General features: G+C 41.9%; 13 protein-coding genes. 11 read left to right on the top strand and 2 right to left on the bottom strand.

Annotated features, from left to right (window positions below):
• The first annotated feature begins 156 nt into the window (after positions 1-156).
• The 5 genes from IM797_RS04840 (at position 157) to IM797_RS04820 (ending at position 8,354) form a co-directional block, all read left to right on the top strand.
• Positions 157-3,378, top strand: coding sequence for a TonB-dependent receptor (locus IM797_RS04840; protein ID WP_194125946.1), 3,222 nt, complete (start codon positions 157-159; stop codon positions 3,376-3,378).
• A gap of 12 nt (positions 3,379-3,390) precedes the next feature.
• Positions 3,391-5,187, top strand: coding sequence for a RagB/SusD family nutrient uptake outer membrane protein (locus IM797_RS04835; RefSeq protein ID WP_194125945.1), 1,797 nt, complete (start codon positions 3,391-3,393; stop codon positions 5,185-5,187).
• A gap of 120 nt (positions 5,188-5,307) precedes the next feature.
• Positions 5,308-6,099 (top strand): rhamnogalacturonan acetylesterase, encoded by a 792-nt coding sequence (locus tag IM797_RS04830; RefSeq protein ID WP_194125944.1) that lies wholly within the window; start codon positions 5,308-5,310, stop codon positions 6,097-6,099.
• A 5-nt stretch (positions 6,100-6,104) separates the two neighbouring features.
• A complete protein-coding gene (locus IM797_RS04825) occupies positions 6,105-7,196 on the top strand; it encodes a pectinesterase family protein (protein WP_194125943.1) in 1,092 nt (363 codons plus the stop codon).
• 636 nt (positions 7,197-7,832) lie between these two features.
• On the top strand, positions 7,833-8,354 hold the full coding sequence (locus tag IM797_RS04820) for a sigma-70 family RNA polymerase sigma factor (RefSeq protein WP_194125942.1): 522 nt from the start codon (positions 7,833-7,835) through the stop codon (positions 8,352-8,354).
• Between the two features lie 80 nt (positions 8,355-8,434).
• Here IM797_RS04820 and IM797_RS04815 read toward each other — a convergent pair whose 3' ends face one another.
• Positions 8,435-9,085: a response regulator transcription factor gene (locus tag IM797_RS04815; protein WP_194125941.1), complete on the bottom strand. Its 651-nt coding sequence runs from the start codon at positions 9,083-9,085 to the stop codon at positions 8,435-8,437.
• 30 nt (positions 9,086-9,115) lie between these two features.
• Positions 9,116-9,286 carry a hypothetical protein gene (locus IM797_RS04810; RefSeq protein ID WP_194125940.1) on the bottom strand — a complete coding sequence of 57 codons (171 nt, stop codon included), beginning with the start codon at positions 9,284-9,286 and terminating at the stop codon, positions 9,116-9,118.
• Positions 9,287-9,307: 21 nt separating this feature from the next.
• Here IM797_RS04810 and IM797_RS04805 point away from each other — a divergent pair, with 21 nt between their 5' ends.
• The 6 genes from IM797_RS04805 to IM797_RS04780 all read left to right on the top strand — a co-directional run bounded on the left by IM797_RS04805 (position 9,308) and on the right by IM797_RS04780 (position 18,202).
• Positions 9,308-10,396 (top strand): ATP-binding protein, encoded by a 1,089-nt coding sequence (locus IM797_RS04805; protein WP_194125939.1) that lies wholly within the window; start codon positions 9,308-9,310, stop codon positions 10,394-10,396.
• Positions 10,397-10,732: 336 nt separating this feature from the next.
• Complete coding sequence (locus tag IM797_RS04800) at positions 10,733-11,305, top strand: RNA polymerase sigma-70 factor (RefSeq protein WP_194125938.1); 573 nt, start codon at positions 10,733-10,735, stop codon at positions 11,303-11,305.
• 143 nt (positions 11,306-11,448) lie between these two features.
• Positions 11,449-12,417 carry a FecR family protein gene (locus IM797_RS04795; RefSeq protein WP_194125937.1) on the top strand — a complete coding sequence of 323 codons (969 nt, stop codon included), beginning with the start codon at positions 11,449-11,451 and terminating at the stop codon, positions 12,415-12,417.
• Positions 12,418-12,580: 163 nt separating this feature from the next.
• On the top strand, positions 12,581-16,027 hold the full coding sequence (locus tag IM797_RS04790) for a SusC/RagA family TonB-linked outer membrane protein (protein WP_194125936.1): 3,447 nt from the start codon (positions 12,581-12,583) through the stop codon (positions 16,025-16,027).
• Between the two features lie 11 nt (positions 16,028-16,038).
• Positions 16,039-17,433: a RagB/SusD family nutrient uptake outer membrane protein gene (locus IM797_RS04785; protein WP_194125935.1), complete on the top strand. Its 1,395-nt coding sequence runs from the start codon at positions 16,039-16,041 to the stop codon at positions 17,431-17,433.
• 10 nt (positions 17,434-17,443) lie between these two features.
• Positions 17,444-18,202: a DUF4843 domain-containing protein gene (locus tag IM797_RS04780; RefSeq protein ID WP_194125934.1), complete on the top strand. Its 759-nt coding sequence runs from the start codon at positions 17,444-17,446 to the stop codon at positions 18,200-18,202.
• The last annotated feature ends 16 nt before the right edge of the window (positions 18,203-18,218 follow it).

The following is an 18,218-nucleotide window of genomic DNA, read 5'->3' as shown; positions in this document are numbered from 1 at the left end:
TCACGCTTGTTCTCTAGGTTTGTTTGAAAGAATAACCAAATACTAAACCATTCAACTGTTTCCCCAACGGGCATAAACCACACCGGTCTCCCTACATTATTGAACTGGCACGAATGACTTGAGTATTTGGTTGATGAAAAGAAACTAAATATAAATATGAATAAATTACTACTTCCATTTTTTATGCTGCTGCTGCTGATTTGTAGTACAGCATGGGCGCAAACGCGTAAAATTTCAGGTAAAGTAACCGAGAAATTAAACAATCAACCTATCCCTGGTGTAAGTGTCGGTGTCAAAGGGACAGCAATTGCAACCAGCACAAATGATAAAGGGGAATTTAACATGTCGGTGCCGGCAACAGGTAATGTCATTTTGCAGGCCAGATTTATAGGTTATAAAACTGCAGAACTTACGCTTGGCTCGCAAACCAAAGTGACCTTTTCATTAGATGAGGACGTAAATGCCCTTAAAGAGGTTAACGTGGTTAATGTCGGTTATGGCACGGTGTCGCGTGAAGCCTTAACAGGTTCGGTATCTTCTTTACGTGCAGATCAGATTAAAGATATTCCGATCAACTCTGCAGAGCAATTGCTGGCCGGTCGCCTGGCAGGTGTTCAGGTTACGGCCACGGATGGTGCGCCTGGTACAGGAGTACAGATTCGGGTTAGAGGCGGAAATTCGATTACACAAGACAATGGACCACTTTATATCGTGGATGGTGTGCAGGTAGAAAATGCACTAAAATCGATGTCTCCGCAAGATATTGAAACGATTGATGTGCTCAAAGATGCAGCTTCGACTGCAATTTACGGGGCAAGGGGAGCAAACGGGGTAGTTGTGATTACCACAAAAAGCGGGAAAAAGGGTAAAACCAGGATCAGTTACAATGGCTTCGTTGGCGCCGGGAAAATGCTGGGTAAACTGGAGGTACTGGATGCACCCGATTACCTTAAATATCAATACGAAAGGAATAGAGGAAATGTGCTGGATAGTACAGGCTTTGCAAAAAACTTTGGTCCTTATGATACGTTAGGCGTTTACAGGAATAAAGGTACAGATTGGCAACAGGAAGTTTTTGGACGTGTGGCCTTGCAGCAAACGCATAACCTGGGGATAAATGGAGGGGATGAAAAAATAAATTATAACTTAAGTGTAACCAGCAATGGTCAGGATGGGGTAATGATCAACTCCGATTACGACAGGAAACTGTTGAGTTTCAAAATGGATATTAAACCCAATGATAAATTCAGAAGTGGTTTTACGGTGAGGTATACAGATGAAAAGATCAATGGTGCAGGCGTATCCAGTCCTGGTTTGGCCAGGGACAATTTTCTCAAGAACACACTCGCTTACCGGCCGATAGATACCAAAGACGGTACGGATATTGATTTTTACGATGCACAGTATTTAAGTGCAGCTGATCTTAGAAATCCCCTGGTCAATGCAAATGCTGTTTACAGAAAAACGTTTGGCAAACGATACAACTTAAGCGGTTATCTGAGCTATGCCATTACCAGAGAACTTGTGGCGCGGGTAACGGTTGGCTATGACAACAACAACAACAGAACGGATAATTTCTATTCGGAGATTACCGGACAGGCTTCTTTGTTTGCAGGGATGCCCATTGCCTCTATACTGACCAATGTGAGCAATACCTTAAACAATTCAAATACCCTGACTTATACCAAAAGGGGATTTAAGAAACACCACGATTTTGATTTTTTAATCGGCCAGGAAAGCTATCAGACCCGTGGCCAGCAGTTCAATGCTGAGACCCGGTATTTTCCGATCGGTATTGATGCCCAGAAAGCACTATCGAATATGAACCTGGGTAATCCGCCTTCCGGTCAGGCTCAGCCACGGCCAACTACCAATAATGTAACGGCAAGAACTTTATCTTATTTTTCCCGGATAAATTATGCCTATGATAAAAAGTATCTGCTAACCTTAACCGGAAGGGCCGATGGAAGTTCGAAATTTGTTGAAGGCAAACGTTGGGGATATTTTCCGTCGGCGGCATTTGCCTGGAGAATTTCAGAAGAATCATTTACCAAATCGATTAAACCCGTATTGTCTGATGCGAAACTACGTTTGAGTTTTGGCTCAACGGGAAACAATAGAATCAGTGATTTTAGTTATTTACCATTGTATTCTTCCAGTACTTATTACGGATTGAACGATCAATTGGTGCCAGGTCTGGTTCCAAGTCAGCTGGCCAATCCGAATGTAAAATGGGAAACTACACTATCGAGAAACTTAGGACTTGACCTGTCCTTTTTCAACAATCGCGTACAACTGACTACAGACATTTATTACAACACGACTAAAGACTTGTTGCTGCAAAATCCAATACCACAAACTTCCGGGTATACGCAACAAACTCAAAATATTGCATCCACCTCTAACCGTGGATTGGAGTTTCAATTGAGTGGAACCATTGTTCAGAAAAAAGATTTCAATTATAGCATCAATTACAACATGTCCTTTAACCGCAATCGGGTGGATAAGTTGAATGACGGCATCACCAGTAAAGGTTATGCTTCTGGCTGGGATACCAATACCGGAAATGATTACCTGGTAGAAGTTGGAAAGCCCTTAGGACAGATGTATGGTTACCGCTCTGATGGCTTTTATAAGGTAAGCGATTTTACCTTTGATCCGGTAACAAAGGTATACACGCTAAAATCTGATGTTCCTTCGTTTTTCGGTGTAACCAGAAGTTCTATTCAGCCGGGGACAATGAAGTTAAAGGATTTGGGTGGTGCAATTAAAAATCCAGATGGTTCGCCTGCGATACATACTGATGAGGATCGGACGGTAATCGGTAATGCAGCACCTAATTTTACTGGCGGTCTGAACCAGCAGTTTAGTTATAAGAACTGGGACATGAGCATTTTTGTCAACTTTAGCGTCGGCAACGACATCTACAATGCCAATAAAATTGAACTGACCAATGCGCGCTTAAAAGGACCAAACTTATTGTCCATCACCAATGGTCGCTTCAGGACTATTGATGATAATGGGGTTTATATCTATAATGACCCTGCTAAACTTGAGGCACTCAATCAAAATGCAACGATTTGGAGGCCCTACGAAAATAGTCCTTTGTTTACCGATTGGGCAGTGGAAGATGGTTCCTTTCTGCGGATCAATAACATCACCCTTGGTTATACACTTCCCCAGCAACTGCTGAAAAAAGTGAAAATAAACAGTTTAAGATTTTATGCTACGGTAAATAACCTGGCTACCATTACGGGCTATTCAGGTTTTGACCCGGAGGTAAATACACGTACAAACGGAGGTCTGACACCTGGTGTAGATTACTCTGCATATCCACGTAGCAGAACCATAATTTTCGGTTTAAATCTTTCTCTTTAGTAAAAATATAATATGAAATTTAGCTCATTTAAAATAGGTGTGGCAGTTACAGTAACTGCGATCTCAGTGCTTTTTGGCGCTTGTAAAAATTATCTTGATGTTAAACCAGAGTCTGCATTTTCTCCAGATGACGTTTTTAGCAATGTCTCCAGTGTGAACTCTGCAATTATGGGCGTTTATCAGCTCCTGGCTGGCGACGATGGTTATGGGCAGCGACAGGCTATTGTTTTTCCTAATGATACCGATGAATTTTCAAGAAGTGGTGATGTGGATGCCGGTGCCAGGGGTTTGGCAAGGTACGTAGCCGATGGGGGAAACAGTGAACTGGCCGCAACTTTCATCAGGGAATACAATGGAATAGAACGTGCAAATCTTTGCATTAAGTATATTCCTTTAATGCCTGCTTACAACAATGGTTCAGCAGCAGACAAGAAAGAATTGAGAAGAATGTATGCCGAAGCATTGGCATTGAGGGCGATCTATTACTTTGAACTGGTGAAAAACTGGGGTGATGTGCCACTTCAAACCGAACCTTCTGTATCGGGCATGGACTTCAACCTGCCAAAAGTAAACAGTGAGGTAGTTTACGATCAGATTTTAGCCGATTTGCTCATCGCAGAACGTTTGCTGCCCTGGAGAAAAGAAGTTACCATTGACGAACGTTTAACACAGGGCGCTGCTCGTGGTATGCGCGCCCGTATAGCACTTTTTAGAGGTGGCTACATGCTCAGAAGAAGCTCTAATTTAATGGAACGTTTACCTGATTATATTAAATATTATACGATCACAAGAGATGAATGTGATACGATTATGAAATCAGGTCAACATACCCTGAATCCGAGCTTCTATGATGTGTTTAAAAAATTAAATGAATTGGTACTCGACAATAGTTATGGGGAGCGTATGCTGGAAGTGGCACAGGCCGGTGGAAATGCAAACTATGACAGTAAATTGGGCCGGGCGAATGGAACGCGCATTGCCGATGGGTCCAGATATGGACCTGGCGGTGGTGCTCAAAATCCAACACCCAGTTATTTTTATGCTTTTGACCCCGCAGATCCGCGTAGGGATGTCACCATTGCAAATTATAACATTGACATCAATAATTTGAAGAGTCCGGCCAGAATGACCGAGATGAACGACGGTAAATACAGGCGCGACTGGAGGCCAATCATAGCTGGTGCGACACAAACACTGGGTATCAATTGGGTGATGCTGCGGTATTCCGATATCTTATTGATGTATGCAGAAGCTGTAAATGAAATTAATGGCGCTCCTGATGCTTCCGCAATCAAAGCTTTTGAGGATGTTAGAAAAAGGGCTTTTGCAGGCAATTTGTCTAAAGTTGGCGTAACACCAACTGATAAAATAGGCTTTTTTAATGCATTGGTAAAAGAACGTTCTTTTGAATTGGGCGGCGAGGGGATCAGAAAGTATGATCTCATCAGGTGGAATTCGCTTGGGGCTAAATTACAGGATGCCAAAACAGCCATGACAGCCATCGTGAATACAACAACCAAATATGCAAGATACTTGTATTACCGGAATGTTGGGGAAGAGTTTGAGTTTTATCCGGGAACAGGGTACTATCTGCCCGATCCTGCAGTGGCACCAACACCTTTATACAACGCAACTACAAATCCTACAGGTTATATCCGGGTAGACTGGAGACAAAACTTAACAACCACGGCCGGAGGTTTCATTGAAAAGCTAGGCCGTTCTTTTAAATCAAATCATTCAGAAGTATTGCCCATACATAAAAGTATTACAGATCTAAATCCTAACTTAAAGCAAGATTACGGTTATTAACGGGACATGAGGTACGCTCGTCATTCTGAATTTACTTTGCTGATAAGCAAGATAAATTCAGAATGACGATTTGCCTAAAATTCAAGCCGACCTGAGTTTTTTCAATATATAATAGATAAGATGAACACAACAAAGATTTTTAAGCAAAGCATTTGCTTTGTCTTTTTATTGCTGATCATAACAGCATTTAAACCGTTGGATAGACCGGTGCTCTACATCATCGGTGATTCAACCGTGCAAAATAGCGACGGCAACGGCCGAAATGAATATTGGGGCTGGGGAAGCCTGTTGTATCCTTATCTGGATTCCAATAAATTGGCTATCCGCAACCATGCCAAAGCAGGGACCAGTACCCGGACCTTTATTTTGGATGGCAGGTGGGACAAAATTTTAGCTACTTTGAAAAAAGGTGATTTTGTCCTGATGCAGTTCGGGCATAATGACCATGCCGGTGTAGATGATACCACCAAACAGAAAGGGTCTTTGTTGGGGATTGGTGAAGAGACCAAAGAGATCATCAGCATCCGGACGCATCAGAAAGAACTTGTTCATACCTACGGCTGGTATCTTAGTAAATTTGTCAAAGAAGCCAAACAAAAGGGGGCCGTTCCCATCATCTGTTCATTGGTGCCGCGCAACAAATGGGAAAAAGGCCAGGTGGTAAAGGAGGCCGAATATCCGGAATGGGCAGAAGCTGTAGCAAAAAAAGAAGGTGCTTATTTTATCAATCTGAACCGTATTATTGCCAAGCATTGGGTAGAAATGGGGCCTGAAGCAGTTCAAACATTTTTCCCTGTTGATGGCACGCATACCAATCTGAAAGGTGCAGAGCTGAATGCCAAATGTGTCATGGAAGGCTTAAAGGGAATAAAAGAATGCCCATTGAATACTTATCTGAAACCAAATAAATAGTATAAATGAAACCACTAAAAACTCCAGTTTTACTAACCTGCGTCTTATTCAGTTTGCTGATTTTTACAAAAGCGAAAGCCGCAAAGCATTTACCTAAAGCAGATATTGTAGTTGCTTTGGACGGAAGCGGGCAATATAAATCCATTCAGGAAGCAATCAATGCAGTGCCCGACAATAATACAAAGCGAACGGTAATGCTCATTAAAAATGGCACGTACAACACAGAAAAGTTAATTGTTCCCGCCAGCAAAATTAACCTGACAATCCTGGGTGAATCACGTGAAAAAACAGTGATAAGCTATCACCTTTACGACTGTAAAAGCGAAGCATCCGGAAACAAATGCCCGGTAGAATCCTGGGCCCTGTGGAAAGACAACAAAGAACTGATCCGGACTTCAGCAACATTAACTGTACTGGCCAATAATTTCATTGCGGAAAATCTGACCATATCGAATACTGCCGGTCCGGTGGGCCAGGCTTTGGCATTGACCTTAAAAGGTGACAAACTAATTTTTACCAATTGTAATATCCTGGGATATCAGGATACGATTTTATTGGGTAAAGATGGTATGCTCAATTATTTTGTGGGTTGTCTGATTTTGGGACGTACAGATTACATCTATGGGGGCGGGATTGGCTATTTTCAGTCCTGTGAAATCCGTAGCTATGGTGGTGGATGGGTTACAGCTCCTTCTACACCTGACACCCAATTCTATGGATATGTCTTTAATCAATGTAACTTTACTTATGTTGACAATAGTCCGAGACAAGGAGATGACGGTCGTAAAATCGCAATCGGTCGCCCATGGCACAATTATCCAAAAGTAGCCATCTTAAATTCTGAAATGTGCGAACAAATGCATCCTGAGGGCTGGCCTACAACCTGGAACATGACCTATGCGGCTACGAGTGACAAACTTCATTTGTATGAATATAACAATACGGGCAAAGGTGCCGACATGAGCTTCAGGGCAAAATGGGCGGGCTTGCGTGCCCTAAGTTTAGAAGAAGCTAAAAGCTATTCCAGGGAAGCTGTTTTAGGAGATTGGCCTTTAGCATTAGCCCTGAAAATACCTCTTCAAAAGAATCGGAAATAGGCGAGGTTGTTTGATCTCGAAAATGCCGACGAATCGTACAATAAATATCAAAAAAGACAATAGATAATCGTTTGGTGCATTTTTAGCATAAATGTCGGTCAAAAAGGGGGCAGTAACGCTGTTCTGTAGTATTAAAAATGGTTATTTATAGCCATTTGTACCCGATTGTCAATCCAGTAAATTTGGAACGCACAAACCACCTTAATTGCGATGCAGAAACATCAGGTATTTAAATTATTCCTTTTATTACTGCTGGTGTCTGCTGTTAACATTTGGTCTGGAGGTCTGACCGCGACATTCAAATCCGGTTTAATCTGGGCACAGGTGCCCGTATCTATTTTTCTAAAGCAACTCATGAAATCGAATCGCATCTTATTCAGTTGTTTTGACTGAAAAAAGCTTGAGGTTGTAATCAATAGCTTAAAAACCAAGCCCTCTTGTCTTTTTTAGTCCTCAGGGGCTAACTACCTTTTTTATATCGATTTTACGTGTTTTTCTTGCGTAAACTACGTGAAAAGTGCTCACCAGGGCACTGGGGAGGTCATGAAGCTAGCTCAGCATTTTTTTGCATGGGTACTGGTATGGGCTTTGTGATTTATCGGATGAAAAGCATTTGAAATGTAAACATCTCTCCCTATGAGCACAATTAATTTAAATCAAGAAATCTGCAGTCAACGGTCATGCCTGGAAAGTTTTGCGTTGAAGTTCACCAATGACGTAGACGACGCTAACGACCTGGTACAGGATACCATCATCAAGGCCATTAGGTATGTAGACCTTTATCAGCAGGGGACCAATCTTCGTGCATGGCTTTATACCATTATGAAGAATACTTTCATTAACAGTTACCGGAGTGGGGCAAGACGTAAAATCGTAATTTCGACGGTAGAAGATGTTTCTATCTTTCAGACACAGAAAAACGCTGCTAAAAATTTAGGTGAAAATACTTTTATCATGGAAGATATTAATAAAGCCCTGGCGAATCTTCCATCTGTTTATGCAGTGCCTTTTCTCCGGTATTTTGAAGGGTATAAATACCATGAGATTGCAGATGAGTTAGATATTCCTATCGGAACAGTCAAAACACGGATTCATATGGCCAGACAGGCTTTGAAAAACCAGTTAAAAATGTACAGTTCCAGCAGTTTCATCAACTGATACCCTAATTTGCCCGGCGAACAGCCGGGCTTTTTGTTTCATAACCTGGATAGTGCTTAATGTATAGGTAATCTGTTGATTTATTGAACGATATCGTTTATCATCGCATACCGGATTAGCGCTGCGGTGTTACGACAGCCTGTCTTATCCGTCAGACTTTGCCGGTGACCTTCAACAGTGCGCTTTGAAATGAATAAGCGGTCAGACATCTCCTGGTTGGTCAGTCCTTCTGCAATCAGTTCCAACACCTGGATTTCACGACTGGAAAAATCCACAGCACTTTTTGCTGCTGAAATTGAGCTAGTTACTCTTTTTAGCACACTTGCAAGCATGGACATAGACAACTCGGCACACACATACCTGCCACCACGATTGATATATTTCAAAGCAAAAATTAGTTCATCAGCTGCTACGTTTTTCAGCAGATAACCTGAGGCCCCCGCCTCAAAAGCCTGAGCCACATACTTCTCATTATCGTGCATTGAAAGAATGACAATTTTGATATGCGGATTTAACTTTTTTACTTCTCTGATCAGTGAGATCCCATCCATTACCGGCATGTCGATATCGGTTAATACAATGTCTATGGGTTCATTGTTCTTGATGTAATCAAGTGCCTGTGAGCCGTCAACCGCCTCCGCAACAATAGCAATGGACTCGTCGTCCTCTAATAGGCTTCTGATGCCACTACGGACGATATTATGATCTTCTGCAAGCAATATTTTTAGCATAGTGTTTTTGCTCTCAATAACATTTTTGTGTTATGGTTTGTTTTCTCCGTAATTTATACCAAGTTGAAGTTCTCCAGTTTTGTCATCTTCCATTTCTTTTAATCCTGCCGTTCCGACTACATTTTTTTTGGATAGCAGACTTTCTTCGGTGGCAAACTTTGAAGCTTGCTGGTTGTTGTATAGCTTAGGAGTCCCTGCCAAAAGCAAATTTAAATTCAAGCAATGCAAAATAAGAATCAACAAATCAGCGCACTCATAGAACTGAACGACGAATTGGAAAATTACTTTAGTAATACGATTATTCCTCAACTTTTCGTGGATGCAAATCTTGTGCTGAGGAAATTCACTCCGCCGGCAATGAAGCAATTCAAGCTAGAGGAAGGATTTGTTGGAAAACCGATGGCAGAAATTCAGGAAAATTTCAGATATCCGACGATCATTGATAACATCAAAGTGGTGATTAGTACAGGCAGGATTTTGGAAAAAGAGATACAAACTACGGATCTGCGCTGGTATCAAATGAATATTTTACCTTACCAGGTGCGCAAAGAAAATAAGACCAACGGGGTCATTATTACCTTTGTGGACATTACTCCCAGGGTTCGTGACCTTAAAGAACAGGAAAAACTCATTGCTGAACACGAACTGTTGCTGGATACCATTGCCCATGACATCAAAAACCCGATTCTGGGCCTGGGGCTGACAATCCAAATGCTGAAAAAGTTGCCTGAAAAAAGTATGGAAAAATTTCCGGTGTTATTGAACAACGTTGAAAACAGCTTAACGGCCATGAAAAACGTGATCAGTGAATTAATCGACTCAAGGTGGAAGAAGCAACGGCAGCAGGCGAATGAGGAATTACTGGATCTGGGAAATATCTTGGAAGACGTGAGATTGACGCTTGCACCCCAGATATTGGAATCGGGAGCAGTTATTCTCCAGGATATTCAGTGCCCGGAAATCACCTTTGTTCGCAGAAAGTTAAGGAGTATAATTTATAACCTGCTTAGTAATGCCATTAAGTATACCCCAGCTGACCGTTGCCCTGAAGTTACGATCAGGTGTGCAGAAGAAAACGGCTACGCTATGATCAGCGTTACGGATAACGGGATTGGAATGACCCTGGAGGAGCAACAGTCCATATTTGAAAAATTTAAGCGGGCTAATGTAAATTATGAAGGTTCTGGCGTGGGATTGTACCTGGTGAATACGGTTGTGACGGCTGCAGGTGGTAGGATCGCGTTGGAAAGTGAACCAGGCCGGGGCTCTGTATTTAAGATCTTCCTAAAACATCATAACAATTTGTTGTAATCGTATACTTACAGGATCCTGAACTAAACTTAGGATGAAAACCGCGCTATTTTTTGATCTTGCCATATACTTTTAGTTCACGTTTGATTCTGGTCTGGATCTGGGTGGGGTCTGGCTCGTAACAAAAGGATACCAAACAGGAGTTTCCTAGTCAAAGTTTTACCCAACCGTAAGGCCTATGGTTACCAAACCAGACATATTGCAAAAATGACCAGGATGTCATCCGGTTATGCCGAACTTAGCAAACCTAAAGCAGTACAGCTAAGTATATTGAATTACACTCCATTTACTTATCAGATTTATATTTATTAAATTTGATTTTGGAAAATTACGGAGATGTACAGGGAGTATTCAGATAGCGACTTGGTCGATCTGTTGAATAATGGCGACAGAGCTGCTTTTGACGAGATATATCGCAGAAATTGGTCTGCAATGTACCTTGCCGCTTTCAATATGCTCCAGGATCACGATGCCTGTATGGATGTGGTTCAGGATGTGTTTGTTTGGATCTGGAACAAAAAAGGTGCGCTTGAAATCGTATCTTTAAAGTCTTATCTCGTTTCAGCCGTAAAATATAAGGTCACAAATGTCATTCGTACGTTAAAAAACCGTCAGTCTTTTCTGGATCAGCTGGAAACTGTAGAACCTTCATTCAATAATGTAAATAGCGAAATGGAATTGAAAGAGTTAAAAGCTGCTCTTGCTCAATTTACTTCAGAATTGCCAGAAAGATGTCGTGAAGTTTTTGATTTAAGTCGAAATGAGCATCTAAGTAACAAGGAAATTTCTAAAAAGCTTGGTATTTCTGAGAAAACAGTAGAAAGGCAGATGACAATAGCGCTTAAAAAATTTAAAGTGTCTTTATTACGCCTGTTTTTATGCTCCCTTTTGCTATTTTTAATCCTTTAATCTATCCATAGCCGGCTTTTCTGTTCAGGCTTAAATAATTTGTATTTTTTTCATTTCGCTTGTGGGGGTAGGGAGCTTTGAAGTGCCTTATATATAAATGGGGAAACAATATTTGATATTGACCCTTTTAAAGGAACATTTTAATGAAGCGCGAAGAATTTTTTCAGTTGACAGATAAAATAAATGATGGTACTGCAAACGACCAGGAACTCGAAGCATACAACCGTTATTTTAATCATTTTCAGACCAGGAAAGTTTGGACCCAGGAAGAAATGGGGAGCGAGGATGCCCGTGGAGTCCTGTTGTTTGAATCGATAAACCGTGCCATTGATACTACAGTTCCTGTTAAGAAACTCCGTACGGGCTGGAAACCTGTGATCGCGGCGGCTGCGGTACTGGTTATGGTTGCTGGAATTGCGTTGTTGCTGATTAACAAGGGTACATCTGTTTCGGAGAAGCTGATTGCCCGGCAAAACCAGGTTTCATCAAAAACCAATGACCTGATCCAGCTGCCTGATGGGAGTACTGTAATCCTTAGCGCCGGAAGTCAGTTAAAGTATGCCGACAGTTTTGAAGGTAAAGCCATTCGGGAGGTATTTCTGACGGGGAAAGCTTTTTTTGATATCAAACACCTGAACAATCAGCCATTTATTGTACGTACGGGAAAAGTAAATACCCAGGTTTTGGGGACTGCTTTTGACATCGATTCCAGAAGCGGTCATGTTACCGTAACAGTGATCAGAGGTAAAGTCGTAGTCAATAAAGACGGCCGGACACTGGGTACGCTGACACCGAATAAGCAGGTGGTATACGATCTTCAGTCTGACCTGGCTACTTTAAACGATACCAATGCAGAAAAGACGGTGTCCTGGAGAGAGAAAGACCTCTCCTTTAAAGACATCACCTTTAGTAATGCGGCACTCTTGTTACAGGAGCGTTTTGACGTGAAGGTAACCATCAGTAATCCGGTACTTGCACAACAACATTTTACCACCACACTTTTTGAAAAGCAAAACCTTACAGATTTTTTAACACTGATTTGTGATTTTAACAATGCAGTGTATACATACGATCAAATCACTAAACAAGTAACAATTAAACCAAAAAACTAATCAAATGAACAGACCAGGACCATCATAATAATAAGGTCTGCTATAGCTACATATTTGCGGTATGGAACTATTGCAGAACCTCACGGGCAATCCCAGAGGGATTATACGCCCTGTTTTAATGTAATTCTCATAAGGTATTTAAATCACACCAACATTCGAATATATGAATTTTTCTGCAATTGCAGCTAAATGCGGGGACGGGTATGTCCGCCGTATAAATAAAAAAATCCTGATTGATTTTATGCGTATTACTTCGTTTATCATTCTGACAATTACGATCTCAGCACAACTGCTGATCGCCTCCAATGTTAAAGGACAACATATGGAAGAGGTACAGGTTAAGTTGAAATTGAATAAGGAAAGCCTGGCCGAGGCCCTGGAAAAAATTGAAAAGCAAACGCCATTTCATTTCCTTTACCGGAATGAAGAAATCCGGGAGATTGGAAAACTCAATCTGGTAGAAACGACCACTACACTGGATAAACTGCTGGCAGCATTGCTGGCAAATTCTTCTTTAAGTTTTAAACAGGTAAACAGACATATTGTAATCACCAAAAAATCAGAAACATCAAGCCCTTTAAATGATAAAAACTTCTACGCTAATCCCATTCAAACAAAAATTGCCATCCAAATTTCTGGAAAGGTCATCGATGAGCATAAAGTAGGAATTCCTGGTGCCAGTATCTGGGTAGTAGACAGCAAAATCGGTGTCACGACAGACAATACGGGCTCTTATAGCATTGGTATCCCAGATTCTAACGCTGTACTTGAAATCAGATACCTGGGGTATCTGACCAAACGGGTAACTTTTAAAAGTGGTGCCTATAAAATGATTCAATTGCAGGTCGACCAGAAAAATCTGGATGAGGTAGTCATTAACAACGGGTTGTTTGAACGCAAAGCCGGTACTTTTACGGGAGCCACCTCTACGTTTTCAGGTGCTCAGTTACAGGTAGTCACCAATCAGAATGTGTTGAAAGGCCTGGCCATCCTGGACCCCTCATTTCAGATCATTGAAAGCAATAGCTTTGGTTCCGATCCGAACCGCTTACCTGACATTCAGCTACGTGGGCAGACCGGGATACCCGACTTAAACTCAGAATACGCCAATCAGCCAAACCAGCCGCTATTTATCTTGGATGGTTTTGAAGCTACCCTGCAACGTGTTTTTGATCTGAACATCAATATGATTAAAAGCGTTACGCTGTTAAAGGATGCATCTGCAAAAGCGATTTATGGTGCCAAAGCCGGAAATGGGGTGGTGGTGATCGAGACCATTACACCAGAGGCAGGGGCCTTGCGTGTATCTTACAGAGGCAGTTTGAACATCACAGCTCCAGACCTGAGTAGTTATCACCTGACCAATTCCCTTGAAAAAGTGCAGGCAGAAAGCCTGGCCGGTATGTATACTTCTCCTTTTCCGGATATGCAGGCAAGTTTGCTGAGGCAATATACGCAAAATCAGAAAGCCGCGCTGGACGGTGTAGACACCTATTGGTTATCTCAACCCTTGCAAAACGGCTACGGCCAGCAACATTCGGTAAACCTGGAAGGTGGCGACAATGCCATGCGTTATTCGGCAAATTTAAATTATAACAACATTTCCGGTGTCATGATCGGATCTTCCCGTAAAACGCTATCCGGAAGTATCAATTTGCGTTACCGGATTAAAAACTTTGCCTTCAATAACATCTTAACTGTCGACAATAACAAAGCGGTGAATTCCAGGTACGGGTCATTCAGTGAATATGCGAAAATGAATCCCTACTGGCGCATGACCGATGATGCCGGCGTATTGATTCCAAGTTACCAGGGATTTTCAAGGACGGTAAGAAATCCTTTGTATGATGCTGGTCTGAATACAAAGGACAACAGCAACTACAGAAGTATTACCGAGAACTTTTATGCGGAGTGGTCGGTACAGAAGAACCTGCGTTTAACCGGTCGCCTGGGGATCACATCTCAAAATAATGGAACAGATTATTTCCTTCCTGCCAGTCATAGCAAGTATTTAGGGATACAGCCAAGTTCAGCGGAGTATCAAAACCGGGGAGAATATACGAAAACAAATGGCAAACAAAATATCCTGAGCTCCGATCTTGGTGCTGCATACAACCTCCAGTTTGGTAAAAGTCAGATCTTTGCCAACGCAATTGCTTCGATCAATACCAATAGTAATGAGAGTAACGGTTTTACCATGGTGGGTTTCCCGAACGACAATATCGATGACATCGCTTTTGGTAACCAGTTCCGGGCAGGCTCTAAGGCAACAGGTTCTGAAAATACCATACATACCATTGCATTAACTTCAGCACTAAACTATTCGTACGACAATCGTTTTCTGGCGGACGTATCTTACCGCAACAATGCAAGCTCGCAATTTGGTGCAAATAACCGTTGGGGATCTTTTTCTTCCTTCGGTATTGGCTGGAATCTCCACAATGAATCCTGGATGAAGCCATTAACCTTTATTGATCAGTTAAAATTGAGGGCCAGTGTTGGAAATACGGGCTCACCAATTTCAAATGGCTATTTATCTATTGCTACTTATCAGTACAATACCAGTCAAAATTACAATGGGGATATTGCATTGCAGTTGATGGGACTTCCCAATGAAGATTTACAATGGCAAAAAGTGCTGGATAAAAACATTGGTTTAGACGTATTCCTGTTTAAAAAGCTGAGCGTACGCTTTGACTATTTTATTAAAGACACCAAAGGTTTGTTAACCGATCAGATCACGCCGCCTTCATTGGGTTTTGCCAGTTATAAGGAGAATATCGGAGAGGTGAGAAACAAGGGGTACCAGGCCGCAGTGAATATGAATATCCTGAATGCGAATCGGAAATCTTTGAGCGTTTTTGCCAACGTTGCACATTCTACCAATAAAATCCGCAAAGTTTCGGATGCCATATTGGAACTGAATGCTGCAAATGACAATGCTGCACAAAGACCTGGCGAATCCCTGGAAGATAGAAGATTAAGGTTGCAGCGTCCATACGCCAGGTATGTACCCAATCAATCGATGAGCACCATCTGGGCGGTGAAATCATTGGGTATCGATCCGTCAAATGGTCGTGAAATTTATGAAAAGGCCAATGGCACACAAACGTATATCTATTCAACCGATGATCTGGTAAACAGTGGTGATTCCAATCCGGGCATTACCGGAACCTTTGGAAGTAACATGCGTTTTGGTGATTTCACCGCGGGCTTTGCATTTACGGTGAGGTTGGGCGGACAAGTTTATAACAGCACCCTGGCAGAACGGGTGGAAAATGTTGATTTTGCCTATAATGTGGATGTCAGGGCATTAAATGACCGCTGGAAAACGCCGGGACAAGCCGCTTTATATAAGGATATTGCAGATTTGAGTACCACGCAGCTGAGTTCCCGGTTCGTTCAGGATTTTAATGAGCTGGCTTTGTCTTCAATCAGTTTTGGCTATGAGTTTAATAAACTGAAATTTTTAGGTCCAAACAAAGCCAACAGAATCTCAGCCAGTGTCAACTTAAATGATCTTGCGCGTTTTTCTACAGTTAAAACAGAGCGTGGATTGGATTATCCTTTTGCACGTACCATTTCATTGTCTTTACAGGCTTCATTTTAATTTAAAACCACATGAAGAGAATCTATTATATCGTTATTGCAATGCTGGCCCTGCATCTGGGCGCTTGCAAAAAATTCCTGGATGTTAAACCTAAAACCCAGGTAGAATCTGACGTAGCATTTAAGGATGAGAGTGGTTATCAGAATGCGCTGACCGGGGTTTATGTGAAGCTGACCGCTAAAAGCTTGTACGGAAAGGAACTTACCTTTGGAATGATCGATGTGCTTGGTCGCCAGTACAGCCAGATTACCGGTTTTTACACCAATTTCAATACCTATAATTATGCGCTGGACAGTGTCAAAACCAGAACGGTTGCGGTTTGGAAAGACATGTATAATGGTATTGCCAATGCCAATAACCTGATCGAGAATCTGGATAGGACAGATTTACCGGCTTTTACCGGTCCCAACTACAATGTCATCAAAGGAGAAGCGCTTGGATTGAGGGCATTTATGCATTTTGATTTGTTGCGCTTGTATGCGCCTGCACCTGCTTCTGCTGGTGGGATGGATGCGCTAGCCATTCCTTATGTAACAAAGTTTGTAACGCAGAATACGCCGAGAACAAGTGTAAAAGATGTGATTGGGAAAGTCATTGCCGACCTGAATGCGGCAGAAGCATTGCTCAAAACTTCAGATCCGATTGTACCCGGAAATACGGTTACAAACAATTATTTAAGAGACCGGAGTTATAAATTCAATTATTATGCGGTTAAGGCTTTGCAGGCCAGGGTTTATCTGTACGCGGGTGATCTGGTAAATGCCCTAAAGTGCGCAGAAGAAGTGATCAATTCCAAAGTATTTCCTTTTGCTGCTGTTGCGAACATCACAACCGGGCAGGATCGGGTATACAATTCTGAACTCATATTTTCGCTAAACATCAATGACCTGCATACGTATACAGCCAGCTACTTTGGTACGGAAACCAATCGCCTTGCTAAATTATCGGCAGAATATGCAGCAGATTTTGATGGCATCGGTTCAGATTACCGTTTTCTCTATTTATCAGAAAATCCAGGTGGTGTTTACAGATACAGCACGAAATATACGCCTGTAGCCAATTCATTTATAAATTTCATGTACAAAATGCCGGTCATCCGGGTTTCTGAAATGTATTACATCGCTTCAGAATGTCTGATCGGCGTAGATAAAACCAGGGCTGTCGCTTATCTGAACGCTGTAAGAAGGGCGAGAAATCAGACTGCTGACGTTGCCGTTACCACGAGCAATCAGGAGTTACAAAACCAGATCTACAGAGAATACCGTCGCGAATTTATAGCTGAAGGTCAGCTGTTCTATTATTACAAGCGGGTGAATTCTCCAACTATAGCGTATACCGCGGTAGTAGGTAGCAACGCGATCTACGTGCTTCCTTTGCCTGAAGATGAATTGAAATATGGTAACTAATTTTAAAATCATGAAGAACTTAACTCCAAAATATGTACTGTTTGCATTGCTGACCATGGCATTATTCGCCTGCAATAAAAGCCTTGAACCTTATGTCGACAGTCCACAGGTTTACTTTTTTGAACGGGCAACCGATCTGCTTAAAACGAGGATCACCAATAAGTCTTATTCTTTCCTGAAAGTACCATCCAGCATTCTCATGGATACGGTAAAGATCAAGGTGAAAACGATGGGCTTTCCTAAAGATTATGATCGTGTAGTGCGGGGTAAAATGATTGCAGAGGGCAGTACTGCTGTCGAAGGAACAAATTTTGATTTCATTAATGGTATCGTGAAAGCCGGAGCAGTTGAAGGCTATTTGTACGTATTGTTGTATCGTACCAGTGACATCAAAACCAAAACTGTTCAGCTCAATTTAAGCATCGCAGAAACCAGCGATTTTAAGCCTGGGGTAGTAGAAGATAATTTCTTTACGGTCCTGTGGAGTGACAATCTGGTGAAGCCGGCCAATTGGGAAGGCGGACTAGGCCTGATTAACTTTTTCGGTACTTATAGTACTGCAAAATATCGTTTTATTATTGACATACTTGGAGTAAGCGATTTTGCACTACAGCAGAGCGCACGTGTGCCTTTGGCTCCGGGAGAATACTCCTTTGCCATGATGACAGACCTGAAAAACAGGATGAAGGAGGCATTAGTTGCATACAATAATACGCATGCTACACCGCTGACAGACGAAAATGGGCTGCTCGTTACATTTCCTAATTAAAGTACTAGATAGAAAA

It is taken from the genome of Pedobacter sp. MC2016-24, from assembly GCF_015223055.1.
Classification (GTDB): Bacteria; Bacteroidota; Bacteroidia; order Sphingobacteriales; family Sphingobacteriaceae; genus Pedobacter.
Note: the sequence above shows the minus strand (reverse complement) of the source record. Positions and strands in the feature narration are given on the sequence as shown.